Source organism: Legionella moravica DSM 19234, assembly GCF_000423305.1.
GTDB classification, from domain to species: Bacteria; Pseudomonadota; Gammaproteobacteria; order Legionellales; family Legionellaceae; genus Legionella; species Legionella moravica.
On the sequence record NZ_AUHS01000003.1, the window covers coordinates 135,995 to 160,458 of the forward strand.

Sequence of the window (24,464 nt, forward strand, 5' to 3'; positions counted from 1 at the left end):
AATGAAAAAATACCTGACTACTGTGGAATTACAAAAAGAATCCATGAAATTTTCCGCAGGACACACCACGATTTTCTCGGCAACGGAACGAGAACCCTTGCATGGCCATATGTATGGGGTTTATCTGGCCTTGTCGACCTGGGTTGAAGAAAATGGGATGACCTTTGATTATCGCTATTATAAAGAACGCATCCATAAATTATGCCGTCAATTGAATCAGACTTTTTTAATGCCGCAATTCTCTCCATTTCTGGAGTATGCAGAGGATGCAGAATATTATTATTTTACTTTTAACGGTAAAAAAATTCCCTTCCTGAAAGAAGATGTTACCCTGATGCCATTAACTAATATTACCGTCGAGGAACTGTCACGCTGGTTTGTTAATGAATTAATAAAAGAGCATGAAGAACTGGACAAACATCGTATTGATAAAGTGGTTGTCAAAGTATTTTCTGCTCCAGGACAATCTGCCAGTCATGAATGGCACAGAGATTAGATGAAGGCCGTTTATCAAGTCTGTATCCCACATACCAGTCGTGATTTTTTTGACTATGCAGCAGAGAATATTAGCCCGTGTATAGGCGCAAGGGTTTGGGTACCATTCCGCAATCAGACAAAGTTAGGGATTGTTGTTGGCATCAACTCCTCTCAACAGCCGCCAACGTCTTTAAAGAGTATCAGTGCCCTAATTGATGAACACCCGATACTTGAACAGGACCTTCTGGAACTGTGCCGATGGATAGGCAATTACTATCAATCGCCACTTTCAGAGGTACTCCCTTTGGCTTTACCTAAAAAATATCGATTGGGTCAAGCCTGTCAACTACCTACGGGGGATTACTATCAATTAACTGTTCCAATTGAACATGCACGAAGTAAAATTTCAACCCGCTCTCGCAAACAACTGGAATTGATTGAGTTGCTCAATAAGCATCAAGAACCTGTTTCCAAACACTATTTAACCAAAAAAGGCTTTAATTCAAACCAGCTATTAGCTTTGGTCGCAGCCGAATTGGTTGCATTATCGCAACAGGTTATTCTACCCGAGCAGTCCGAACAGATCTGTTCCCCACCATTAACTCTGAATCCGGAACAAGCCGTTGCCGTATCAACACTTGTAGAGCATCTGCATTCTTTTCAGTGTTTTTTACTGCAGGGAATAACGGGAAGCGGGAAGACGGAAGTTTATTTACAGGTAATAGAGAAAGTTCTGGCGCAAGGTAAACAGGTTCTCGTCCTGGTTCCCGAAATCGGATTAACGCCGCAATTATTATCACGGTTTACCGCGCGATTTAAAGAACCCATTGCCGTGATACATTCTAATTTGAATGAAACGGAACGACAAATAGCTTGGCAACTGGCTAAAGAAAATCACGCTAAAATGATTATCGGAACCAGAGCCGCCGTATTTACACCCATGCCCGAATTGGGATTAATTATTATTGATGAAGAACACGACAGTTCATTAAAACAAATGGAAGGGGTACGCTATTCAGCCCGGGATACTGCATTAATGCGCGCCCATTTAGCCAATATTCCTATTATTCTGGGTTCCGCCACTCCCAGTCTGGAAAGCATGCACAATTGCAAACAGAATAAATACACCTTACTGCGTTTGAATCATAAAGCCTTATCGACCACGCCCTTACATTATCAATTAATCGATCTGCGCGCTCAGGCCCTGCAACATGGATTGGCGACTCCAACATTAAAAATCATTGAAGAACATTTAAAGAACAATAATCAGGTGTTGGTGTTTATTAATCGCCGGGGATTCGCTCCAGTATTACTGTGCCATGAATGTGGATGGATGGCAGATTGTAAAGCCTGTGACAGTCATTTAACTCTTCATAAACAGTCTGGACAATTGCTTTGCCATCATTGTGGATTAACACAGAGAATGCCTGTTCATTGCAAAAAATGTCATAGCAAAGAATTGATTCCGATTGGAGCTGGCACACAAAGAATTCACGAATTTTTAAGTACCTGTTTCCCCAAAATCAATATGATACGTATTGATCGCGACGTCATTCGTAAGAAAAACGCATTAGATGAGCAACTTGATAAAATATCCAACGGTGAGGTTCAATTAATTGTGGGTACCCAAATGTTAGCCAAAGGGCATCACTTCCCACGCTTATCGTTGGTTGTCGTTCTCGATGCAGATGCAGGATTATATAATCAGGATTTCAGAGCCATGGAACATTTAGGGCAATTATTAACCCAGGTTTCAGGACGGGCAGGACGAGCAGAACACCCTGGACAAGTAGTGATTCAAACTCATTTGCCCAATCATCCTTTGCTTAATTTACTTATTAAACAAGGCTACGATCACTTCGCTGAAGCCTTACTTACTTCCCGTAAAGAAGCAGAACTACCACCTTTTCACTATTTAGCAGTCATCAGAGCCCAAAGTAAAACCATCAGTACTGTATTAAAATTTTTACACGCCACTAAAGATCACATTCAAATGAGCCCTGTCACGGTAATGGGCCCGGCACCAGCGCCGCTCCCCCGTAAAGCCAATCAGCATCGTATGCAATTATTGATTAAGTCTCCCTCAAGAAAAGCTTTAAAAAGTTCATTGACGCAATTACGCGAGTGGTTAACAATAAATAAACTGAGCAATGGCGTTCGCTGGAATGTGGACGTTGATCCTATGGACCTATCATGACAGACCCTAAAATTACCGTTCATCAAAAAACCTTTAATATCGCTTGGGGCGATATGGATGCATTAGGACACGTGAATAATGCCCGATATTTTGATTATTTTCAGGAAGCACGTATTGAATGGTTAAGAGAACTTAATATAAAAATGACGGAACAAACCGGGCCAGTGGTCATTCATGTAGCCTGTACCTTTTTAAAGCCCGTAATTTATCCTGCTACAGTCTCCATCATTAGCAAGATACACAGCCTCGGTAATTCCAGTATGATCATGGATCATGATCTGTATCAGGGGGACGTTCTCATGGCGCAAGGCGTGAGTAAAATTGTCTGGGTCGATTATTTAAAAAATAAATCGATACCATTGCCCGATTTATTTCGCACCTTTACAAAATAGGAATACTCCAGGCTTTGTGCCTAATCAGCAGATTTCGCTTGAATACACCATACCAGCGCTACCCAGGAAGGAGCTTACATACTCAATCCATCAGTGGAATTTGAACGTCGTAGCTGATGATCATGAATGTGTTGTCGCTCAGGTAAAGGTAGCGATCTACTGAACAGGGTTACATCTCCAGCATCAGTAGTAAATAATTTGGCCGATGATTTTTTCTTGCTCTGCGCCTCATCCAGTTTTTCAACCAATTCAATTTCCAGCAAGTCTTTTTCAATATCACTGATTTGAAGGGTTATATTACCTAGAGACCAGTTCAGTGACTCTTCAGCCTTACCAAAATCAGAAACAAACTGTACATCAAGCTCCAAAGTACTCACCTGTCTTTTGAATTGCTTCAGTTCTGTTCGCTTTTGGTCTAAAGTGTTATCGAATGTAGCTTCTATACCCTTTTGCAATTGCGTTAATCCATCCGTAATTTTGTTAGTAGCTAGCCGAGTCTGTGTAATGAAAGCGAAAGTAATCAGTGCAAGGCTGATAAAAGCTAATGCAGCGCCAAAATACATGGTAGGAAGTAATAATCCAGAAACAATGATAACTCCTGTAATCGCTAAAATGGGCAGCCCTGCTACTGCAGCAAACACAGCCAAAGGTTTTAATGTTTTGTAATTGCTTTCAAGACGATTAAGTGCCTGCACTTGTTCGTTTATTTTTTCCTTTAAATATGCTATTTTTTTAACAATAGCGTCCCCATTACCATCATGCTGAACCAATTGATGAAATTTATTTTTAGCTTTTTGTATTTTTTCACGCTGCTCTGTTAATATTTGAAGCAAATAATGTTGTACTGCCTTAACATTTGCAATATTTACATCAAGCTCACTCACCCAGCCTGTTAACTCGGAGTTTTTTTGCTGATTTGTTGATTGTTGAATTTCTGTTACTAGCTTCGATTTTAATTTAATCTCTTCAATAGCGGTAATTTTTAACAAGTCTTTAACAAGAGGAGTTATTAAATCGGCACCCTGATATGGGGCTGGAACGGTGATAATCTCATCACCCGTGATCGTCATAAGAGATTTAGAGATAGAAGACAAATCAAGTATAAACTCCAAATGACTCTTTGCAGCCTGTACTGTGCCACGAAATTGTTCATTCCAATACATCAGTTTCGCTTTAAGAACATCCTTTCTGGAACCCAGCGATGGCATTGGAGTTGAAGAATAGAAAATCGAATTCATGCGCTGCATTAAAAGCACGGGTTCTTTAGACCACTGCAATTCATTCATTAACGTTAAATCAGACTTGATTTGAGCCAGAGATATTTCTCTGTTTTGTGCGTCAAAAAATCGAACGCTCGTGCTATTAATTTCATCAGCGCTAGCCTGTTCAAGAAAGCTCTGAATGTCATCCCTAAAATAAATGTTATTGTCATTCGCCTGTATAAATTTACTTGCTAATTGCGAAACAGAAGGGCATATGATTTTGCCATTATTTGTGACCAACTTGATCAAATCTGAATGGTGCAAACGATTTAGAAAGTCATAAAAAGATTGGGCATTTTTAAAGCGTAGCGGACTGAGCATCATCTATAACTCCAGAGCATAACAGCATTTTTTGCATAACATCAAAGAACTTAATCAGCATAAAATGTACAACTTTAATACAACGACCAGGATAAGTCAAATTTTATTTATCTTGATCATGATTAAATCGCAATGATAATTTATCTGTCTCTTTATTTTGGACTGCTGAACACATTAAATGCCGCCTTTGAGATCGTAAAGGGACAAAGACGAAAATTCATAGCGAATATTAGGGACTGTTGGCATTTCATTCTTTTCTGGCCTACTTCCCGGGGAAATCGTAGAAAGTCGAAACCTGAATTGTCATCAGGTCCTGGAAAAGAAGAATCTACACATTTTTAGATAGAGTTAATTAGCACAAAAAACAATAGAAACCATTTATATCCATACCGCTTAGTGCATCGCTAAATGATATTAGCGATCATCACAAACGGTGTAATGGCCATGCTTATATGGATTGGAACGTCCACGAAATTCATAATCACGGCATCGTTGACCATGATTATCGGTATAGCGTTGTTGCAATCGAAAGACAAAATCACCAAAATTCATATCCTGCTGCCACTCTTGAGCATCTCTCTGTTTTTGCTCGTCATCCATTTTATTTAAAAATTTACTCAACTTACTGGTGTACCCAGGAGCACAACACAAAGAAGTAAACAGAAAAAGGAATAGCAAAACACTCTTCATGTCATTGACTCGCATATGATCAATAAAGACAAGATTAAATCACATATGGCAATTAAAATCCATCTATTTGGGCAAAATAAGCACATTATTAACCAGATCCTTGAGCCAAGGGGCTCAATTCAAACCATCTAAAAAACGTTCAAACAGCAATGGGTGCTTTTATCGCAGGATGAAATTGATAATTTTCAAACTCAAAATCTTCAAATTGATAGTCGAATAACGACTCTGGTTTCCGCTTAATAGTTAAAGAAGGGAGAGGAAATGGCTCTCTGGCTATTTGAGTTCGTGCTTGTTCCAAATGATTCAGATATAAATGACAGTCCCCTCCTGTCCATACAAAATCGCCGACGTCAAGTTCACACTGCTGCGCGACCATATGAGTTAACAAGGCATATGAAGCGATATTAAAAGGAACGCCTAAAAATACATCTGCGGAACGCTGATACAATTGGCAAGATAACTTATTATCCGCCACATAAAACTGAAATAAAGCATGACAAGGCATTAGTGCCATTTTATCCAGTTCACTTACATTCCAGGCACTGACGATTAAACGTCGAGAATCTGGATTGGTTTTTATCTGCTGCAGGACTTCACTCAATTGATCGATAGTCCGACCATCCGCAGTAGGCCAACTTCGCCATTGTCTGCCATATACAGGTCCCAAGTCACCATGAGCATCCGCCCATTCATCCCAGATGGTCACACCATGCTCATTTAAATAAGCAATATTGGTATCGCCTTGTAAAAACCATAATAATTCGTGCACTATGCTGCGCGTATGAAGTTTTTTTGTAGTAACTAATGGGAACCCTTGTTGCAAATCAAAACGCATTTGATACCCAAAAACAGACAACGTACCAGTACCTGTCCTGTCCGTTTTTTCATGACCATTTTGCAAAATATGCTCTAACAACTGCAAATAAGTTTTCATCGTTTAGCCCGCCACCATATCCAAAATCCTAATAATAGCATGGGAATGGATAATATTTGCCCCATAGTCAACCAGCCGAAGGCTACAAAACCCAATTGAGGATCAGGTTCGCGAAAGCACTCTGCAATCAAGCGGCACAGGGCATACCCCATTAAAAACACCGCAGATACCCTGCCAGTAAGACGCGGCTTTGAGGCATAGCACCAGACTAAAATAAATAACCCTATACCCTCTAGCCCAAATTCATAGAGCTCTGAAGGGTGGCGAGGCTGGTTGTCTACGTGACTGTACACAATGGCCCAAGGTACCTCAGTTACCCGCCCCCATAGTTCACCGTTTATAAAATTGCCAATTCTTCCTGCTGCTAATCCGACAGGAACCAGAGGGGCAACGAAATCACCAACCTCCAGAAATGTTTTCTTGTATTTACGAGCAAACATCCAGACCGCAATCAGTACGCCTATTAAACCTCCATGAAAGGACATACCTCCTTCCCAAATTTTGAATAATATCCAGGGTTGATGAATTAATTCCTGGGTATTATAAAAAAGCATATAGCCTATGCGCCCCCCCAGAATGACACCCAGCGCAGCATAAAATATCAAATCACTGAGCTGCTCGGAGGTCCAATTCAGCTTATAGTGCTTTATTCGCCAATAACCCAGTAACCAGGCACTAAGAAAACCGATCAGATACATCAGGCCATACCAATGCACTTTGATGGGACCCAGAGTAAAAGCAACAGGGTCAATATTTGGAAAGGTGAACATTTTGAATTATATTCCTAGTAAAATAACATTTTGATAGCCGTTATAATTAATATCACAATGAAACCGTATCTTAATTGATGCACCGGCAAAACATAATTTAATTTAGCACCAAAGGGTGCAATCAAGCTACTGCTTAACCCGACCAAAAGAACGGCAGGCCAATAAATATATCCGGTTGTATAAGGAATTGCAGCCATTTCATTCTGACCGGTGATCATTGATATCAAAGACCCGATCAAACCAACAATCAAAGTACATAAATTGGAAACAGGGGATATTTTTCGAATAGCTACACCGCTGTATTCTAGATAGGGGACAATTAAAACGCCGCCTCCCACACCAAGTAATCCGGAAATCACACCAATAACGGAACTGATACATCCATTAACCCAATAAACAGGAAAGTGGCCTAAACTTGGAAAATGCTTCATAAAGAGCATTCTTAATGTAACCAGAATTAAAAAAAGACCAAACACCATTTTCAGCCAGTGAGTTGGCAAAAAATCGGATGTAATGACTCCGCAAATAACTCCAAAAACAAGCCAGGGCCATATTTTGTTAAACAGAGGCCAAAGGATTTCTCCAATTTTGTAATGAACCCTGAGTGACGATAAGGAAGTAAATATCATAACAGCCAAAGAGGTACTGGCGGCAACGTGCATAATACTGAGTTCAGGGATCAATTGATTGTATTGAAATACAAAAACGAGTCCTGGAACGACAATGATCCCCCCACCGATACCTATTGCTCCGGACATTACACCAGCAAAAGCACCGATTAGAACATAGACCAAGTTACCAATAACAGCGTGTGATAAAATCATGATTTTCCAGCTCTGATTAGTCCGCCTAAACCCTCATCCTCCAAAGCCTTTTGCAAATGGAATCGAATTTCAGCGGGATGCTCAAACTCCAGTACTTCTGCCAGTATCTTACGAGCATTTGCAATGGCAAAATTACGAATCACCCACTTTACCCGTGGTAAGCTGGCAGAGTTCATACTCAACGTATCAAAGCCCATGGCAATTAATATAATTACGGCCAGAGGATCACTGGCCATTTCACCGCAAATGCTAACTTCAACCCCGGCGGCATGTCCGCCTTCTACCACTTTGAGCAAAACACGCAACATGGCAGGATGCAAAGCATCATAGAGTCCTGCGACCCGAGCATTATTACGGTCTACAGCCAACAGGTATTGAGTCAAGTCGTTACTGCCCACTGAAATAAAATCAACGCGCTTGGCCATCTCTCTCGCCAGATAAGCAGCAGCTGGCACTTCAATCATGACTCCCAGTTTCGGTTTTTCTATAACACAACCTTCCTCTAGCAACTCTTCAAATGCCTGTTCGATAAGATAAGTCGCCTCCTCCACCTCACTTAAGTTGGTGACCATAGGCAGCATAATTCGCAAATTATTCAATTCTTCACTGGCACGCATCATGGCACGGACCTGAACCAGAAAGACATCCGGATGATCCAGAGTAATGCGTATGCCTCGCCATCCCAGATATGGGTTCTCTTCTTCCACAGGAAAATAAGGGAGCACTTTATCGCCACCAATGTCCAGGGTTCGCATGGTTACCGCGCGAGGAGCAAAGGCTTTTAGAGTCTGTCTGTAAATAATGGTTTGTTCATCTTCTGAGGGAAAACGATCTCGGCTCATGAACGGCACTTCGGATCGATACAAACCGACTCCTTCTGCGCCAACGCTCATGGATAAACCAGCATCCATTGCCAATCCTGTATTGACCTGGAGTGAAACGCGATAACTGTCTGTAGTTTCTGCAGGCTTGTCTCTCAAGCTGACCAGACTCTGATTTAATTCATGTTCTTCCTGCGCTAACTGTTTAAATTCAGCCAATATTGCTTTGGACGGGGAGACATAAACATGACCATAATAACCATCTACAATTAACGCCCGGCGAGAAACCAGTTCAACTTTTAATCCACGAAGCCCCATTACAGTTGGAACGCCCAAAGCCCGAGCTAAAATGGCGACGTGTGAATTATTAGAACCTTTTGCAGAGACAACACCAGCCAATTGCCCCTCAGGAACTTCGGCAAGAGCCGCTGCAGTCACTTCTTCACCGATTAGGATAGTGCGTTTGGGATAAACAATTTCCTCTCGTTGAGACCATTGTAATTCAGCCAGAACCCGTCGACCCAAATCACGAAAATCACTGGCACGCTCGCGAAGGTAATCGTCTTCCATACTCTCAAACTGAGATACATGCTTTTTAATAACGGTCGCCAAAGCTGCTTGAGCGCTGATTTTCTCCTCACGAATCACATGCTCTACTTCTGCACCCAGGCTGTCTTTATCCAAAATTCGCAAATAAACGTCAAATAAGGCATGCTCTTCCTCAGCCACAGTAGCCTTCATGCGCTTGCTTAAACGCCTCATGTCTTCTCTGGCTGACTCTAAAGCCTCATAAAAAGTACTGACTTCATCATCCAATTCCTCTACAGGATTACGAGGTACCGCATCAATATCTGCCTGAGGGTATACCACTACTGCCGTGCCAATACCAATGCCGGGCACACTACCTATTCCGGTGAGTGCGGTCTGGCTTACTTCGACCTTGGTTACCGTTCCTAGTGGTCTAGGCTGGGTCAATTCTGCTAATTCACCGGTTGCCTCAGCGTGAGCAATGATTCCGCCAAGCTGTGCAGCCAAGGTAATTAAAAAAGATTCTTCTGCATCATCAAAACAGCGCTGTTCTACCTGCTGAACAATCAAAACACCATAAAGCTTCCTGTGCTGAATAATAGGCACGCCCAAAAAGGCATTCAGATGTTCCTCACCTAACAATGGATTATGGTAAAAGTCAGGATGCGTTGGCGCATCTTTCATATTAATGGGCTCTTCACGTCGACCTATTAAACCAATAAGGCCACTATCAAGAGCAATACGTACACGAAATTCGGCTTGTTTGTTGAGTCCTTCAGTGGCAATTAACACGTATTCCGCATGTTTATTATCGATAAGGTAAACGGAAACGGCCTCAGCATTAATGGCTTTATGAATCCGTTGCACCAATATACCAAGTGCCTCTGTTAAATGATCGGCAGTGGTGACGTCTTGAACTATCCGTTTAAGTACTTTTAGCATCTATGGCCTATGATTACCTCTTTTCCGTTTCATACCGTAGGGAGTACGGCGAATTTTTAATAAGGGTTCCAATTCCTTTAAAGCTTGTATGTACACTTGTCTCTTAAAAAAGATAACCTGTTGCTCTGGCTCATGAAAATCAATCCAGCGCCAACTATCAAACTCTGGAGAATCGCTTAAATCCAATCTAACTTTCTGCTCACTGGAAATGAGCTTTAATAAATACCATTTTTGTTTCTGGCCAATGACCAAGGGTTCACTGCCATGACGTAAATATTGTTTTGGAAGTCGATACTTAAGCCAACGTTTGGTTGAACCAATAACCTCTACATCATGCCTATCCAAACCGACTTCTTCATGCAGCTCCCGAAACATCGCCTGTAAAGACGTTTCACCTGCAGCCAATCCACCTTGTGGAAATTGCCAGGCATCATGTCCACTGCGTCTACCCCAAAATACTCTATCCGAACTGTTGACCAGGATAATTCCTACATTCAACCTGTAACCGGCACGATCAATCACCATGATGTCACTGCTTAGACTAAACCGTTAATATCCTGATTTTTCCACAAAGTACAAGACCTTGGCAATTAATTCTGAAAATATTATTGAAATCCATGGTCAGAACACACATATTGTGCCTCTGAATACCTGTTTAGTGCGGCTAAACCATTCGATTTCGGATATAACAAATATAAATTTCCGCTACTGTAATAGCTCGATCGCTCCTCCGGGACTAAAATGATTTGGTGTACAGCAGCTTCTCCTTGAATATGACGAATCAAATCCCCTAGGGCTATATCAGCGTCCTTTAACATCGCGAGCTTCAGATGCTCCATTTGATCCTGCATGATTAATGAAAATTGGGACAGTTCCGTGGATAAAACAACACAATATTCTGGATTCAACGACAATGCCCCTCCGATCACATAAGCATAGCTGTAATATCGGGCAACCAGTTCACTGAGCAAACCAATCACAAAAGGACGCCAACCGTCTCCAAGCCAGGTCTTGTCGGGATAGGCCGTTGTTGCATCAATTAATTTTAATCCGGTACCATTAATCGCCTGACAAATTGCAGCCAATGCGCGTTGCATTTGTTCTGCAAACGGCTCTTTCCAGGCATTCACCTTGATGTGTTGTTCTTTCAGTCGAACTTGAATGGACAAAGCACGCTGATAATAAGCTCTTAAATAAATACCGTAATCAGAATCAGACGAAGGTCCCGAATAATATTTTTTGGTTAACTCATTCACCTCATGCCGAAAATGTTCATATTCTTCGGTCTTAATATGAGGATTGTTCAGTATAGTGGAATATATCTGCTCGATGCCAATACAAATTCTACACGCGTTCAAGGCAATGGCCAGTTTATTCATGAATTCGACTGTATCTGGCTTTAAACCCTCTGAATACTTGAATTCAAAAAAATCGCTGTCTTCTTCTAATATAAGGCCTAAACCGGACTCCTGGATGGTTTGGGTAAATTGGGCCAGAGTATCAAATTTTTTCTGAAGAAATTGCTCATTCACCGGCACCTGATCTATATTTTTAGCAACGTGCTGAGTGACTTCCAGGATTTTGTCTTTATTCATTTCATTAAAGAAATGGCTGACTACACTGGCTAACATCATTGCAGTAGCGTTCTTGTAGTGTTCGTACCTGGCCACAACCGGATCTGCAACTGCTTTTATTTGTTGTTGCAAATCGACCACACTTGTTGAATCCCATCTGCTCAGCATCATCCTCTCCCTGACATCCTTCCTGGCTTTAATTTCTACATTGCAGCTCTAGAGCTGTCAAGTATTCTCAGGGTAAAAGGTGAAGAATTGTTTTTTCGCTATCTCGAAGAAAGGGCGATATAATTGAAACAAATAACTTAAATCAATTCCCATGAACAAACGCATATTAATCATCAATACGGGTGGAACCATCAGCAGTGTCAAAACACCCAATGGGTATGAACCTTCACCGGGTTATGTAGAAAAAGCCATAGCCCAAATCCCCACATTGAAACATAGGGACATGCCCGCTTACGTCATAAAAGAATACCAACCGTTGCTGGACTCCTCGAATATGACGGTCCATGAGTGGAATCGGATTGCTAGCGATATTGCTCATGAATATGATCATTTCGATGGTTTTGTCGTTTTTCATGGCACCGATACCATGGCTTACACTGCCTCCGCTTTGTCGTTCATGCTGGAACATTTAAGCAAGCCTGTCATCGTAACCGGCTCACAAATTCCTTTATCCGAAGTACGTAACGATGCCATAGATAATGTCATTACCTCACTTTGGTTGTGCGCTCATCAACCAATCAACGAAGTATGTATTTATTTTAATCAGCACTTGTTACGCGGCAACCGGTCACAAAAAATAAGCGCCCAGCGTTTTAATGCCTTTGACTCACCCAATTTTCCGCATCTTGCGACTATTGGTATAGACATTGAGCTTCACCAGCATCTATTGCAAAAACCACCACAAAAACCGTTTCGCTTGCAAACCATCACCCCCCAATTTATAGCCAATTTTCGTTTGTTCCCAGGTTTTGCAACCGATGTTTTGGCCTATATCTTAAATCAACCCTTAAAAGGGTTAATTCTCGAAACTTATGGTGCCGGGAATGCTCAAAACAACGATCCCCGATTTTTAAATCTTCTTACAGAGGCCTGTAATCGAGGTGTAATCATCATTAATTGTACCCAATGCCAACACGGTCATGTTGAAATGAGTCACTACGCAACAGGACATACTTTAAAACAGGCAGGGTTAATCAGCGGCCACGACATGACCCCTGAAGCAGCTCATTGCAAGCTTCTGTATTTATTAAGTAAAAATTTGGAGAGCACTCAAGTTAAAGCTCTGATGGAAACTGATTTATGTGGTGAACTGCATCACACATAACGATTAAAGCAACGATATAACGAATCAAGGTATTAGGATAAGCCCCAATACCTTAAATAAAATTGAATTATTGCATTGCTCTACTAATGGATAATTGCTCTTCCTCTGAGGGTTTAAATTCAAGTTCTGACATATCATGTACCTCGCTTTCAGCGAAATTGAATAATTTCCCAAACCGTCCTTCACTGGGGTTAAATAATGTAGTAGGTACTTTAACTGAGAACATCCCGCCTAAAGAAAGGAATGGAATACCGAAACTGGAACTCGACTCAGGAGTGATAATGGCTTTATTATCCATTGATAAATCTTTAAGTGCATCAGTCGCTCTTTGCTTTCTATCAACAAGTCCATGCTCTGGACGAATTCGTTCATATAAAGATTGAATTCTTGATAAAACGGCCTCTTCCTTTCTCGCTCGAATTTCCGCATCTTTGTTAGAGGGCTTAAAAATTTCCTCCCCCAAATAACCCGCAGCAGTGTAATAAATGATGTGTTCAGGGGTATTATAAAACTGATGATTAATTAACCTCAGCTTACCCGAACCAGCTGAAGATGAAGCCTCCGATTTGTTATATTTATCCAGTTTACTAAAAAGGGCATTGGTGTGAAAAATTAAATCGCTCATCATTGTAAGCGTTTCACCGATATCCCGCGGTTTATTATGCGCCTCTTGTTTATCTTGGACCTGAACACGAGCATCCTCTATCCATTTAGTAATGGTTTTAGAATCAGCCTCATCGTCTCCAGTACCAATAAAGCTGACTATCCTCCTTTCCAAAGCATCAACTATATTTTTTTTCTGTAACGACAATAACTGATTGTAAATTTTCGGATAGTTCGCTTGATATTCCAATGTACTCGACATTGCATTTAATTGTTCTTTAATCAATTTTATTAAAACAGTTAGAAATATTGTCATTGCTCTACTCCTTTAACGGCAACTTATTTATTATACTAATCCTTACAACAATAACTTTGAAACAGACTGCTTAATTCAACTCCTATTTATGCAACCTAACCTAGGAAATCACAAATCTCATGAATTTACAAATTATTATTTTAGCTGCAGGTCAAGGCAAAAGAATGTATTCCGATACACCTAAAGTCCTTCATCAACTAGCCGGAAAAGCAATGCTTGCCCGCGTAGTTGAAACCGCACAGCAACTCAATCCTGATGCAATCCACGTTATTTATGGCCATGGTGGTGAACTAATAAAGAATTCACTCCCTGATTTACCTGTGCATTGGGTACATCAGGCAGAGCAACTGGGCACTGGGCATGCCGTAATGCAAGCGCTACCTCATATACCGCCTCAAGCACAAGTCATTGTGTTGTCTGCTGATGTTCCGCTCATTCAGGTGGATACCCTTCGAGCACTGCTTGAATGCAGTAAATCAACACACTCACATCAATCCGTTCTCGCACTCCTGGTTGCCAATCTCGAAGACCCAAGTGGTCTTGGACGCATTATTAGAAACAACCAAGATGAAATTTATGCCATTGTAGAAGAAAAGGATGCAAATGAGCAAGAAAAGAAAATAAAAGAAATATATACGGGCATATGTTGCGCTAAAGCAGCTGATTTGGAAGTATGGCTACCCAAATTAGGCAATAATAATGCGCAAGGCGAGTATTATTTGACCGAAATTATTGCTTTAGCAGTTGAGAATCAAACGCCGATAACCTCATTAACTGCCCGAAATAATTTTGAGATCCAGGGAGTTAATAATCGTTTGCAATTACAGCAGCTGGAAAGAATATGGCAAAAGCGTGTTGCGGATCAATTTCTGGAGCAAGGTGTTGGGTTGGCAGACGCAAACCGCTTTGATCTGCGTGGCGATCTGGTTTGCGGTAAAGACGTTTACATTGACATTAATTGTGTCTTCTCTGGCACCGTCGTTCTAGGGGATGGTTGCATTATAGGCCCTAACTGCAGCTTAAAAGATGTAACCCTGGGAGCGGGATGCACCGTCTACGCAAACAGCGTGCTGGAAGGATGTCAGATAGCGAATAATTGCGATATTGGTCCCTTTGCACGGCTTAGAACAGGCACTCAATTGGCAGCGGAATGTAAAATTGGCAATTTTGTTGAAACCAAAAAAGCAGTATTTGATGAGGGCAGCAAAGCCAGTCATTTAAGTTACCTTGGTGACGTGAACATAGGAAAAAAAGTCAATATTGGTGCAGGAACCATTACGTGTAATTACGATGGGGTAAACAAACACCAGACCATTATTGAAGATGGAGTTTTTGTTGGCTCGGATACGCAATTGGTTGCCCCTGTTACCGTTGGCAAAAATGCCACTATCGGAGCCGGAAGCACGATTCGCAAAAATGTGCCGCCAGATGAATTGACATTAACTGAATCGCGACAAAAAACATTGTATGGATGGCAAAGACCTACGAAAAAAACCTGACATCTGGACTTCAAGCCTGAACGATCCTCTTTTTTAGTGAGAAATCCTCACGAATGTTATCTAGATCTCAATAGAATCTCCTTCTCCCTCCGGGAGAAGGTGCCGACAGGCGGATGAGGGGATTAAACATCACTCACTCTTTTTCAATACAAACGAAATCTACACTTCCGCGACTAACAAGACATGACCCTCTGGATATAAATGCCTGAACTCCTCGCGAACCCAGCGAGATCTCTCGATTACCAGAACAAGTCGGGGAAAGTCGGCTTGAATAGGTTTATGATCCCCTCATCCGCCTGTCGGCACCTTCTCCCGAAGGGAGAAGGCGATTCTAGTGAGATCTAGATAACATTTGAAACTGTACATTTAGCATTTTATCAAGAAAAACTTGAGGCTCATTGCTCTGTTCCCCCTACGCGGGAATATGGCACATTATATTAATGTGCCCCCAGATGAATTGACATTAACTGAATCACGAAAAAAAACTGACATCTGGACTTCAAGCATGAACGATCCTTTTTTTAGTGGGAAATCCTCGCAAATGTTATCGAGATCTCACTAGAATCACCTTCATGAGAATATAGGTTGAGAAGAGAAATAAAATTACCGAGGGCAATTAAACCGGTTATCCATGACACGGTACATCGGCGTGAAATTTTTTTTCAACATATTACACAACCAAAAAATAAGTGGTAATGAGATCAAAGTCATCAATAATTTATATTGCCAAACGTTTATTGCTAAATTCAAAATCTGTTCATAGGAATAGATACCTCCAAACAGCACGCTGTAATCAACAAGACATAACAAAGAACTGGCACAAACATTAGCTATTAAAACCCTTACAGGACGACTGAGTTCCCATTTCAGAATTTTTAAGTAGTGCATCAACATAGCGTTGCTAATAAACGTGACAAATAACGATAAAGAATCTGCAGGTAATCTTCTGGGTAAAATATAGTAATAAAATGGATTCAAATTATAAAAAGTTGGCGATGGAAGAGCTACTATTCCCATTAACAAAGTATCAAAAGCCAACTGAGTCGCGATTAATGCCATAGCAAATTTTAAATTCGCTTTATACCCCCATATTTCACCGATTACTGTGCTTACTATCATAGTAATCGGAAAAAAAATACAACTTGCCGCAAGGATACCGTCTTTGGTAAATGACACGATACGGTATTCACACGCAAGACACATCAACATAACGACAACAGCAGAACAAAGAAGATAATGATAAACAGGCGAGGGCTCATTTGAATTATCATCAATCCGCTCGGAATTGAGTTGGTTTTCATCCAAGATAAAAGACAAATAACTTATTCCAATAATCAACAATACCAGTGAGGCGACCATGAATGAATCAATAAAAATCTGTTTGAAACTATGAGCATGAGGTGCTGAAAAAAGTAAATAAAAATCCATGGTAAAAAAACCAATTCCTCCAAATAGTGCAAGAATAACGCACTGTTTTGGTGAAGACAGGATGGAGCTTGATTTGGTGCAGAATAATAAATGGGGTAAATAAAAACTTAAAGCAAAAGAGATCGTAGTTGCGAAAAATTTTTTGGGGATGTCTTCAAATACAATCTGATATACAGGATTGTCGTGCATGAACTCAGCTGCAGGCAGGTTAACCAGCACATAAACACCAATGCAATAAATATACAGGGTCATTAAAGAGATATTCAGCACATGGCGCTGCTCTTTAAACGTGCAATGCCTTAATGTGAATAAATACACCCCTGCAATTAAGGGACAAAGCAAACTGCTCATGGAACATACTAAGCCCTGAAGAATAATAATTTTAAACGATACGTTAATTAATAAAATCAGGCAGGTAATTACACTAACCGACAGAAAAAGAAACCCTGGGGTGTGGTGTAAGGACAAGGATTGCTTCATACTCAGATTTTTTCCATTATATAACACGCGCCCCTATCTTCACGAACTCAAGCAGCCATACAGTATTTAACAAGCCGCTGCATTGACCAATCCAGGAAGGATAAGCTTGATTATGTACTATCAAACAAGTGCTTTTTATTAAGCTAAGCAGTTCGTCAATATAACACCATAGTCTTTGATATAGCAAGCAGAGCAAATTAAGTAACCTCCTATCCATTCATGACAGGTCGACTACACCCCGGAAATCCTGTTAAGCTAAACAATACAATGGTAACTACTCAATAACTCAGGGAGTTTTGTCATCCTGCAATCAGTGAAGGCTCTCAAAATAAAGCCACTGTTCAGATGGTTCACTTCGTTCGAGATGACACTTCCAGGACCTACTGAGAAGGTACGTAGATGCTGTTATTTTCCAAAATTCATCAAAAGCGAGCATTAAATGAGCAATCACAAAAAACATGCGTCCTCCAAAACAGGATTATTGCCAGGCACTGCCGTGTATGTAGGCGAGCACCCACCCAAACCAACTCAGATCAATGTTCATATTTATGATACCCAAAGTTATAAAATGCTCAGTACTTTTCATGCTGATAAAATAAATTCTGCGCTGAATGAAGGAAAACATGTCTGGATCGATGTAGCAGGATTGGAAAACAGCAAAGAAATTACCAAAATATGCAGTGAATACAAAATTCATCCCCTTGTGATTGAGGATTTACTGAACACTCGACAAAGACCTAAAATCGATATTATCGAAGATTATTTGTTCATTGTTTTTAAATTATTGGAAACACCAAAAGACCAATTAACCTATTCTACAGAACAGTTCAGTTTAATTATCAAACAAAATTTGTTAATCACATTCAGAGAATCGCAAAATTATGACTTATCCCCTCTTTACAAACGACTCAGTGCAGAACACTCTCTGGTTCGCGAGCATGGGAGCGATTATCTGACTTATCTTATCATGGATTATATAGTTGATGATTTTTTTAATTTTGTTGAAGAAACGTCCACTCTGCTTGAAAAAATAGAGGATCAATTAATAAAAAAACCGGAAACCATAGAACTTCAATCACTTTATATGACCAAAAGACGCACCATCACACTAAGAAAAACAATAGCTCCATTACGGGATATAGTGCATCTCTTGTTAACCAATGATGAAGGATTTATAAACAATCGCTACAATCTTTATTTTCGCGATCTCTATGATCACTGTATTCGCCTTGTAGAATCTATCGATCTGCATCGTGAAATGTCATCCAGCATGCTGGATATATACCTCTCAACTTTGAATAATCGAATGAATGAGACTATGAAAATCCTCACTATGTTTGCCAGTATCTTTATTCCATTAACTTTTATCGTTGGGGTTTATGGAATGAATTTCGAATTCATGCCAGAACTGGGATGGCGTTATGGTTATCCTGTAGTCCTGACCTTGATGACCATTTTAGCTATTTCAATGTTATTTTACTTCAAACGTAAAAAATTATTTTGAAGCAGCTGCCCATTGCATGCTGCCTCAAACAATTCAACCGGGACCTACATATAATACCCAACAGGTTGTCTCTCGATTTTTGCAGACTCCTCACGACCTCTCCTGGTAAATAAACTTTCAGCAGAAAACGGTACGCTGGCGCGTTGCTTTAATTGCTGATTGGGTACTAATAGCTCGGCAGAAATTACTTCCTGCTGTTGAGTCCGAGTCGAAATCAATTGATCTGGAGGCTCGCTTGGTTGTTTTTTCTCTTCTATTGGAACAGGCTCCAGTCTTCTCTCACCTGGCAAATCAATGCCGCCATGAGGAACCAATTGCACTTCGCCCTTAATATTGTTCCGCTCCAGCCAGGATTTTAAAGCATCCATAAAATCCCAAAAATCTTCCTCTTTACTCAGCATGATCAAAAACTGCGTTAATCTTTTAGGTATTCCGAATTTAAGATTTATCGCTACAGCCACTGCTTTGGGAGGAACCCATCCTAAGGTTGTTTTGGTTTTACTTTCCTTATAGCTCAATATTATTTTAACGGTATTTAAACTGCCTTGTTGTATTCCATGCCAATATTTCGAAATGATGGGATCGTTTATAAAATCACGCCAACTTTGAAAAATAGTTGGCGCAGCCAAGGCACGTACTGAATTAAATGATTTACTAAAAAATCCTGGAGCCGTTTTAATTTCCCGCTCCTTATCGCTGTTTAATAATGAAGTACCGTATTTCAAAGCGGGAGATAACGGTATTAAAGGAGGGGCACCTTTTACCGGTTTAAAATCAATTGGTATTCTTTTCATTAAGCCAGCAAAGATCACATCCGCTATAAAACGACACACTCGCTCATAAATATTCAATGGATCGAACATCAAAGTCGCATCTTTATCTTCTACTAAAGGAATAGCCATATGCGCTGCGAGATTAACATGCAATAAAAGCAATAAATGCTTCATTGTGCGATGAAACAGAAACGGGGGAACTCCAACCGTGGATTCCAGTATGTAATCCATGATCATCGTTGATGCTTCATAGGTCAAGCCTAAAGCTAAAACAGATTCCTGCATCATCGCCTTGTGCCGTTCACAACGCTCAGGCGTTACCAATCGTGTAATATAACGCCCGTTAAAAAAGATTCTAATCCCTTGAGACGTTGTTTCCCCAACGTAAGGAATACAACTTATAGCCCAGGTGATTAAGTCATTGGCTGCCAGGATAAAAGGCTCTCTTAGTATCCCTTTTGTTTTTCTCTTGAAATTACAATCCAAATCTTTACATAAAGTGGGAGGAGTTATTACTTTGTTTGAATTAAATGCAGAAGGACCGACTGAATCCAGGATGGTAATGCGCATCAAAGATTGTGTCCCTTCCCGGTAAGTATATGCTTTAACGCCATAATGGACTAATGATAATCCCGCTAAAAAAGCCGAGTAAGGCGTAAACCAGGGATCTGCATCATGACCTTCACGGAAATAATTTTGAACTGAGTTATTAACACAATTCAGAGCAACAATGCGTAACACATCATGTACAGCAATGTAAGCCATACCATTGACAATGTTTCTTGCTGCGGGATTATTGATTAATGTTGGAACAGCTTTTCGCCAGGCCAAGCCTTGTTCCAATATCTGAAAAGTTGTGTTTGTTGTATAGGTAAACACACTTGTTGTAATTTTTGATATTGAAGTATTATTCCAAAGCCATTGGGCTCCATCTTTCAATTTAGTGCCTACAGCCTTAACTCCATCAACTACTGATGACCACCAGCTCATAACGCTCTCCTTGCTACAGCAGAACTTCATTCTAGGGCTAATAAATTAGAAATACCAGTTTTTTAAAAGGTCATTTTGCTGAAAATTGAAAAAAAAATTTTGCCCTGAGAAAAAGCACTCTATAAAAATCCTTTTCATATAGATAAAATGCTCAAGCTCAAGTAAGGCATTGAAAAGATATTTTTAATTCGGCTTCGTATGTCTTTGGCAATCCTTCTCGGTGATCGGAATAAATGGGGCAGTTACCAATATGGAATAACAACTTCATTTATCGTTTATCAAAACACCTCATTTCGTAACATGAACTCATTAGAACCCATTTTAGAGTGTTTTAGGGTCTGTTGACAATTCAAGCTTCGACGTCCCGCGACTTGTTCGCGGGATCCAATTCACTCTTTATAGGCGCAATATATTCTTGTTTTGCGCACGATCTATCGATTCCGCGAACAAGTCGCGGAAAGTAGGCTTGAATATAATGAAATATCAACAGCCTCTAGTATTTTTATCTTTATATTCACATAAATCTTTAATAGGACAAGTACTGCATTGAGGATTACGTGCGGTACATACATAGCGACCATGTAAAATTAACCAATGGTGTGCATCATGTAAAAATTCAGGTTCAACATTTTTTAAAAGCCCCTGCTCTACGGCTAGAGGAGTTTTGCCCTTTGCCAAACCAATACGATTGGCTACTCGGAATATATGCGTATCAACAGCCATAGTCGGTTGTCCAAAAGCGGTATTAAGAACCACATTGGCAGTTTTACGACCTACTCCTGGTAATGATTCCAAAGCATCTCGTTGATTCGGCACTTCACCATGATATTGGTTCATCAGGATGTCGCAGGTTTTAATAATATTTTGCGCTTTACTGTTATACAAGCCAATGGATTTGATATAGCCTTTCAATCCTTCCAGCCCCAAATCAAGAATACTTTGCGGTGTATTGGCCACAGCATACAGATGTTCTGTTGCTTTATTCACACTCACATCAGTCGCTTGCGCAGAAAGAATAACCGCGATTAACAATTCAAAGGGGGATTGATACTTCAGTTCCGTTGTTGGATGAGGATTCAGGTTACGAAAACGTTCAAAGATCTCGCGTCGTTTTTGCTTATTCATCACATTTTTTTCGCTTTAACGCGAGCCAGGGCCTGTTGAATGTAATCCTGTTTCGCCTTTTTATCATCCAGATGATCCTTTGATTGCAGTGCTAATTGGCGCTTTTCTCGATAAATTTGTTGCTTTTCATGCTCCTCTCGCAACAAACGTGCTTGCCGGGCATGATAGCGGTCACGAGCTCTATCCTTGTTGTATGCCGGCTCTTCAAGCGTCTTCATTTCAATACAGTCCACCGGGCAGGGTTCAACGCATAATCCGCATCCTGTACATTCATGAGCAATAATCGCATGCATTAATTTACCACTACCAATAATTGCATCAACTGGACAGGCCTTGATGCATTTAGTGCAGCCAATACACTCTGCCTCACGAATCACCGCAACAGAAGGTTGGCGTGTACGTTCAGCGACCTCATCTAAATAAGGCGCAGGATCAACATGCAACAGAGCACCCAAAGCCTTGACCGTTTCAGCTCCTCCCGGAGGACACTGGTTAATCAGAGCGGTACCTTGAACCAAAGCTTCCGCATAAGGCATGCATCCAGGATAATTACACTCGCCGCATTGCGTTTGCGGTAAAAGCGCATCAACCTCCTTGACTGTTGTCATTATTTCACCTTCATGCCTGGAAGCGCTCCGGAATCGGGTTGTAATAAGAAAATTCCTTTACCATCACCTGCAGCCAAAACCATCCCTTCTGAAACACCAAACCTCATGGTCCGCGGTGCTAAATTAGCAACCATCACCGTCAATCGGCCGACTAAATCTTCCGGTTCATAAGCACTTTTTATTCCTGCAAAAACCTGTTTCTGGCAATCGCCTAAATCCAGTTTCAAGCACAATAATTTATCTGCGCCTTCAACAGGTGACGCTGATATAATTTTTGCAATCCGCAGATCAATTTTAGCAAAATCATCAATACTGATCGTATTCTCTTCGGTCGTCGTTTTTTGTTCAACTACTGGTGCAGTCATCAAAGACTCCTTGGTTTGAGCAAACATGGCATCAATTTTTTCTTTTTCTACTCGAACCATCAAAGGCTGGAAGGTATTGATTTGATGATCCAGCAACGGCTGATTAATGGAATCCCAAGTTAACGCGTCACAATTCAAAAACTGCTCTGCGGCCTGAGCCATCATAGGTAATACTGGTTTCAGGTAGGTTATCAAGATGCGAAATAAATTAATCCCCATGGTGCAAATCGCATGAACATCGGCCAAACGATGTTCCTCTTTAGCCAGAACCCAGGGTTTATTGGCATCGATGTACTGATTGACTTTATCAGCACAATCCATAATCTGCCTGATGGCGCGAGCATAATCTCTGGATACAAAAGACTCAATTACTGTTTCTTTAGCCGCAAGCAATTGAGCGTATAATTGGGGCTCAGCCAAAGAATGGCTCAAATAATTATCAAAGCGTTTGTTAATAAATCCTGCACAACGGCTTGCTATATTAACTACTTTGCCAACCAGATCCGCATTCACTCGGTTAGTAAAATCATCAAAATTCAAATCAATGTCGTCAACCCGTCCGTTCAATTTAGCAGCAAAATAGTAGCGTAAATATTCGGGATGCAAATGCGCAAGATAGGTTCGAGCCTCGAGGAATGTACCCCGTGATTTGGACATTTTCTGCCCATCCACTGTTAAAAATCCGTGCGTATAAACCGCTGTAGGTGTGCGGTGACCGCTTGCTGCCAACATGGCAGGCCAGAACAGGGCATGAAAATAGACAATGTCCTTACCAACAAAATGGTATAATTCAGTTTTTGAATCTTTATCCCAGAACTCGTCAAAGGAAACACCCTGCTCATCACAGTATTTTTTAAAACTTGCCATGTACCCTATAGGTGCATCCAGCCAAACATAAAAATATTTATCCTTTGTACCAGGGATTGGGAATCCAAAATAGGGCGCATCACGGGAGATGTCCCATTGTTTTAATCCAGCCGCAAACCATTCTTCCAGCTTATTGGCCACCTCTGTTTGCAAATGTCCATTAGCAGTCCATCGTTTTAATAATGTTTCATATTTTGGCAAATCAAAAAAATAATGCTCTGAATCCTTTTCTATTGGTTTTGCACCTGAAATTGCCGATACCGCATCTATTAAATCAGTTGGAGAGTATGTTGCGCCACAAACCTCACAATTATCCCCATATTGATCCAGAGCACCGCATTTAGGACAAGTGCCTTTAACATAACGATCAGGCAGAAACATTTTTTTCTCAGGATCAAAAGCTTGACGAATCGTTTTTTTAATAATATCGCCACCGGCCTGTAACTTTTCATAAATAGCTGAAGCCAACATCTGATTTTCAGGGGAGTGAGTCGTGTGATAACAATCGTAATCAATAGCAAATGCTTTAAAGTCACTCTCATGACTTAACTTGATCTGGGCAGTCAACTCCTCGGGGGTAATGCCCATTTGCTCCGCTTTAAGCATAATAGGAGTCCCGTGTGCATCATCACCACAGACACTAATGCATTGAATACCCAGCATTTTATGAGTACGGACCCAAATATCCGTCTGGATATGTTCTACCAAATGTCCCAGATGTAAATGTCCATTAGCATAAGGAAGAGCGCTGGTCACCAGCATTTTGCGTTGTGTTAACATAGATCTCGAATACTCATCAGTAGAAAAACGGGTAATTATAACGCAAAGACAGATTAAATGC

20 protein-coding genes are annotated in these 24,464 nt (G+C 40.7%); 6 read left to right on the forward strand and 14 right to left on the reverse strand.

Annotated features, from left to right (window positions below):
* Position 1 precedes the first annotated feature (1 nt).
* From G543_RS0100575 to G543_RS0100585, 3 genes are read left to right on the forward strand one after another with little or no spacing between them, the layout of a single operon-like run.
* Complete coding sequence (locus tag G543_RS0100575; protein WP_028382787.1) at positions 2-496, forward strand: 6-pyruvoyl trahydropterin synthase family protein; 495 nt, start codon at positions 2-4, stop codon at positions 494-496.
* Positions 497-2,674: a primosomal protein N' gene (locus G543_RS0100580; protein ID WP_028382788.1), complete on the forward strand. Its 2,178-nt coding sequence runs from the start codon at positions 497-499 to the stop codon at positions 2,672-2,674. It begins immediately after the preceding gene.
* On the forward strand, positions 2,671-3,066 hold the full coding sequence (locus G543_RS0100585; protein WP_028382789.1) for an acyl-CoA thioesterase: 396 nt from the start codon (positions 2,671-2,673) through the stop codon (positions 3,064-3,066). The genes G543_RS0100580 and G543_RS0100585 overlap by 4 nt, the downstream gene beginning before the upstream one ends.
* 74 nt (positions 3,067-3,140) lie before the next feature.
* Here the strand turns inward: G543_RS0100585 and G543_RS0100590 are convergent, their stop codons facing one another.
* From G543_RS0100590 to G543_RS0100630, 8 genes are all read right to left on the reverse strand, one after another.
* Positions 3,141-4,652 carry a hypothetical protein gene (locus G543_RS0100590; RefSeq protein ID WP_028382790.1) on the reverse strand — a complete coding sequence of 504 codons (1,512 nt, stop codon included), beginning with the start codon at positions 4,650-4,652 and terminating at the stop codon, positions 3,141-3,143.
* Between the two features lie 411 nt (positions 4,653-5,063).
* A complete protein-coding gene (locus G543_RS0100595; protein WP_028382791.1) occupies positions 5,064-5,339 on the reverse strand; it encodes a hypothetical protein in 276 nt (91 codons plus the stop codon).
* A 139-nt stretch (positions 5,340-5,478) separates the two neighbouring features.
* The gene (gene thyA / locus G543_RS0100605) at positions 5,479-6,273 is read right to left on the reverse strand and encodes a thymidylate synthase (protein WP_028382792.1); all 795 of its coding nucleotides are present in this window, start codon (positions 6,271-6,273) and stop codon (positions 5,479-5,481) included.
* Positions 6,270-7,043 carry a prolipoprotein diacylglyceryl transferase gene (gene lgt / locus G543_RS0100610; protein WP_028382793.1) on the reverse strand — a complete coding sequence of 258 codons (774 nt, stop codon included), beginning with the start codon at positions 7,041-7,043 and terminating at the stop codon, positions 6,270-6,272. The genes thyA and lgt overlap by 4 nt, the downstream gene beginning before the upstream one ends.
* Positions 7,044-7,057: 14 nt before the next feature.
* Positions 7,058-7,867, reverse strand: a complete 810-nt coding sequence (locus G543_RS0100615) for a sulfite exporter TauE/SafE family protein (RefSeq protein ID WP_028382794.1) — start codon at positions 7,865-7,867, stop codon at positions 7,058-7,060.
* Positions 7,864-10,158 carry a phosphoenolpyruvate--protein phosphotransferase gene (gene ptsP, locus G543_RS0100620; RefSeq protein WP_028382795.1) on the reverse strand — a complete coding sequence of 765 codons (2,295 nt, stop codon included), beginning with the start codon at positions 10,156-10,158 and terminating at the stop codon, positions 7,864-7,866. Before ptsP ends, G543_RS0100615 begins: the two co-directional genes overlap by 4 nt.
* Positions 10,159-10,683 (reverse strand): RNA pyrophosphohydrolase, encoded by a 525-nt coding sequence (locus G543_RS0100625; RefSeq protein WP_028382796.1) that lies wholly within the window; start codon positions 10,681-10,683, stop codon positions 10,159-10,161.
* Positions 10,684-10,763: 80 nt separating this feature from the next.
* A complete protein-coding gene (locus tag G543_RS0100630; RefSeq protein WP_133141351.1) occupies positions 10,764-11,903 on the reverse strand; it encodes a hypothetical protein in 1,140 nt (379 codons plus the stop codon).
* Positions 11,904-12,051: 148 nt separating this feature from the next.
* Here G543_RS0100630 and ansA point away from each other — a divergent pair, with 148 nt between their 5' ends.
* The gene (gene ansA / locus G543_RS0100635; RefSeq protein ID WP_028382798.1) at positions 12,052-13,065 is read left to right on the forward strand and encodes an asparaginase; all 1,014 of its coding nucleotides are present in this window, start codon (positions 12,052-12,054) and stop codon (positions 13,063-13,065) included.
* A gap of 67 nt (positions 13,066-13,132) precedes the next feature.
* Here the strand turns inward: ansA and G543_RS16790 are convergent, their stop codons facing one another.
* The gene (locus G543_RS16790) at positions 13,133-13,984 is read right to left on the reverse strand and encodes a hypothetical protein (protein ID WP_051190534.1); all 852 of its coding nucleotides are present in this window, start codon (positions 13,982-13,984) and stop codon (positions 13,133-13,135) included.
* A gap of 119 nt (positions 13,985-14,103) precedes the next feature.
* Here G543_RS16790 and glmU point away from each other — a divergent pair, with 119 nt between their 5' ends.
* Positions 14,104-15,483 carry a bifunctional UDP-N-acetylglucosamine diphosphorylase/glucosamine-1-phosphate N-acetyltransferase GlmU gene (glmU, locus tag G543_RS0100645; protein ID WP_028382799.1) on the forward strand — a complete coding sequence of 460 codons (1,380 nt, stop codon included), beginning with the start codon at positions 14,104-14,106 and terminating at the stop codon, positions 15,481-15,483.
* 603 nt (positions 15,484-16,086) lie between these two features.
* On the opposite strand, the gene G543_RS0100650 is transcribed toward glmU, so the two are convergent.
* Positions 16,087-17,391 carry a VUT family protein gene (locus G543_RS0100650; RefSeq protein WP_028382800.1) on the reverse strand — a complete coding sequence of 435 codons (1,305 nt, stop codon included), beginning with the start codon at positions 17,389-17,391 and terminating at the stop codon, positions 16,087-16,089.
* A gap of 439 nt (positions 17,392-17,830) precedes the next feature.
* Between G543_RS0100650 and corA the strand changes: the two genes are divergently transcribed.
* Positions 17,831-18,895 carry a magnesium/cobalt transporter CorA gene (gene corA / locus G543_RS0100655; protein ID WP_028382801.1) on the forward strand — a complete coding sequence of 355 codons (1,065 nt, stop codon included), beginning with the start codon at positions 17,831-17,833 and terminating at the stop codon, positions 18,893-18,895.
* 44 nt (positions 18,896-18,939) lie between these two features.
* Here the strand turns inward: corA and G543_RS0100660 are convergent, their stop codons facing one another.
* From G543_RS0100660 to metG, 4 genes are all read right to left on the reverse strand, one after another.
* On the reverse strand, positions 18,940-20,658 hold the full coding sequence (locus G543_RS0100660) for a hypothetical protein (RefSeq protein ID WP_028382802.1): 1,719 nt from the start codon (positions 20,656-20,658) through the stop codon (positions 18,940-18,942).
* A 483-nt stretch (positions 20,659-21,141) separates the two neighbouring features.
* Positions 21,142-21,783 (reverse strand): endonuclease III, encoded by a 642-nt coding sequence (gene nth, locus G543_RS0100665; protein WP_028382803.1) that lies wholly within the window; start codon positions 21,781-21,783, stop codon positions 21,142-21,144.
* The gene (locus G543_RS0100670) at positions 21,783-22,391 is read right to left on the reverse strand and encodes an RnfABCDGE type electron transport complex subunit B (RefSeq protein WP_028382804.1); all 609 of its coding nucleotides are present in this window, start codon (positions 22,389-22,391) and stop codon (positions 21,783-21,785) included. Before G543_RS0100670 ends, nth begins: the two co-directional genes overlap by 1 nt.
* Positions 22,391-24,403, reverse strand: coding sequence for a methionine--tRNA ligase (metG, locus tag G543_RS0100675; RefSeq protein WP_028382805.1), 2,013 nt, complete (start codon positions 24,401-24,403; stop codon positions 22,391-22,393). The genes G543_RS0100670 and metG overlap by 1 nt, the downstream gene beginning before the upstream one ends.
* Between the last annotated feature and the right edge of the window lie 61 nt (positions 24,404-24,464).

What these genes read in the sequence shown, in the direction of transcription:
- G543_RS0100575 (WP_028382787.1), top strand. Translation starts at nt 2, where the DNA reads ATGAAAAAATACCTGACTACTGTGGAATTACAAAAAGAATCCATGAAA.
- G543_RS0100580 (WP_028382788.1), top strand. Translation starts at nt 497, where the DNA reads ATGAAGGCCGTTTATCAAGTCTGTATCCCACATACCAGTCGTGATTTT.
- G543_RS0100585 (WP_028382789.1), top strand. Translation starts at nt 2,671, where the DNA reads ATGACAGACCCTAAAATTACCGTTCATCAAAAAACCTTTAATATCGCT.
- G543_RS0100590 (WP_028382790.1), bottom strand. Translation starts at nt 4,652, where the DNA reads ATGATGCTCAGTCCGCTACGCTTTAAAAATGCCCAATCTTTTTATGAC.
- G543_RS0100595 (WP_028382791.1), bottom strand. Translation starts at nt 5,339, where the DNA reads ATGAAGAGTGTTTTGCTATTCCTTTTTCTGTTTACTTCTTTGTGTTGT.
- thyA (WP_028382792.1), bottom strand. Translation starts at nt 6,273, where the DNA reads ATGAAAACTTATTTGCAGTTGTTAGAGCATATTTTGCAAAATGGTCAT.
- lgt (WP_028382793.1), bottom strand. Translation starts at nt 7,043, where the DNA reads ATGTTCACCTTTCCAAATATTGACCCTGTTGCTTTTACTCTGGGTCCC.
- G543_RS0100615 (WP_028382794.1), bottom strand. Translation starts at nt 7,867, where the DNA reads ATGATTTTATCACACGCTGTTATTGGTAACTTGGTCTATGTTCTAATC.
- ptsP (WP_028382795.1), bottom strand. Translation starts at nt 10,158, where the DNA reads ATGCTAAAAGTACTTAAACGGATAGTTCAAGACGTCACCACTGCCGAT.
- G543_RS0100625 (WP_028382796.1), bottom strand. Translation starts at nt 10,683, where the DNA reads ATGGTGATTGATCGTGCCGGTTACAGGTTGAATGTAGGAATTATCCTG.
- G543_RS0100630 (WP_133141351.1), bottom strand. Translation starts at nt 11,903, where the DNA reads ATGATGCTGAGCAGATGGGATTCAACAAGTGTGGTCGATTTGCAACAA.
- ansA (WP_028382798.1), top strand. Translation starts at nt 12,052, where the DNA reads ATGAACAAACGCATATTAATCATCAATACGGGTGGAACCATCAGCAGT.
- G543_RS16790 (WP_051190534.1), bottom strand. Translation starts at nt 13,984, where the DNA reads ATGACAATATTTCTAACTGTTTTAATAAAATTGATTAAAGAACAATTA.
- glmU (WP_028382799.1), top strand. Translation starts at nt 14,104, where the DNA reads ATGAATTTACAAATTATTATTTTAGCTGCAGGTCAAGGCAAAAGAATG.
- G543_RS0100650 (WP_028382800.1), bottom strand. Translation starts at nt 17,391, where the DNA reads ATGAAGCAATCCTTGTCCTTACACCACACCCCAGGGTTTCTTTTTCTG.
- corA (WP_028382801.1), top strand. Translation starts at nt 17,831, where the DNA reads ATGAGCAATCACAAAAAACATGCGTCCTCCAAAACAGGATTATTGCCA.
- G543_RS0100660 (WP_028382802.1), bottom strand. Translation starts at nt 20,658, where the DNA reads ATGAGCTGGTGGTCATCAGTAGTTGATGGAGTTAAGGCTGTAGGCACT.
- nth (WP_028382803.1), bottom strand. Translation starts at nt 21,783, where the DNA reads ATGAATAAGCAAAAACGACGCGAGATCTTTGAACGTTTTCGTAACCTG.
- G543_RS0100670 (WP_028382804.1), bottom strand. Translation starts at nt 22,391, where the DNA reads ATGACAACAGTCAAGGAGGTTGATGCGCTTTTACCGCAAACGCAATGC.
- metG (WP_028382805.1), bottom strand. Translation starts at nt 24,403, where the DNA reads ATGTTAACACAACGCAAAATGCTGGTGACCAGCGCTCTTCCTTATGCT.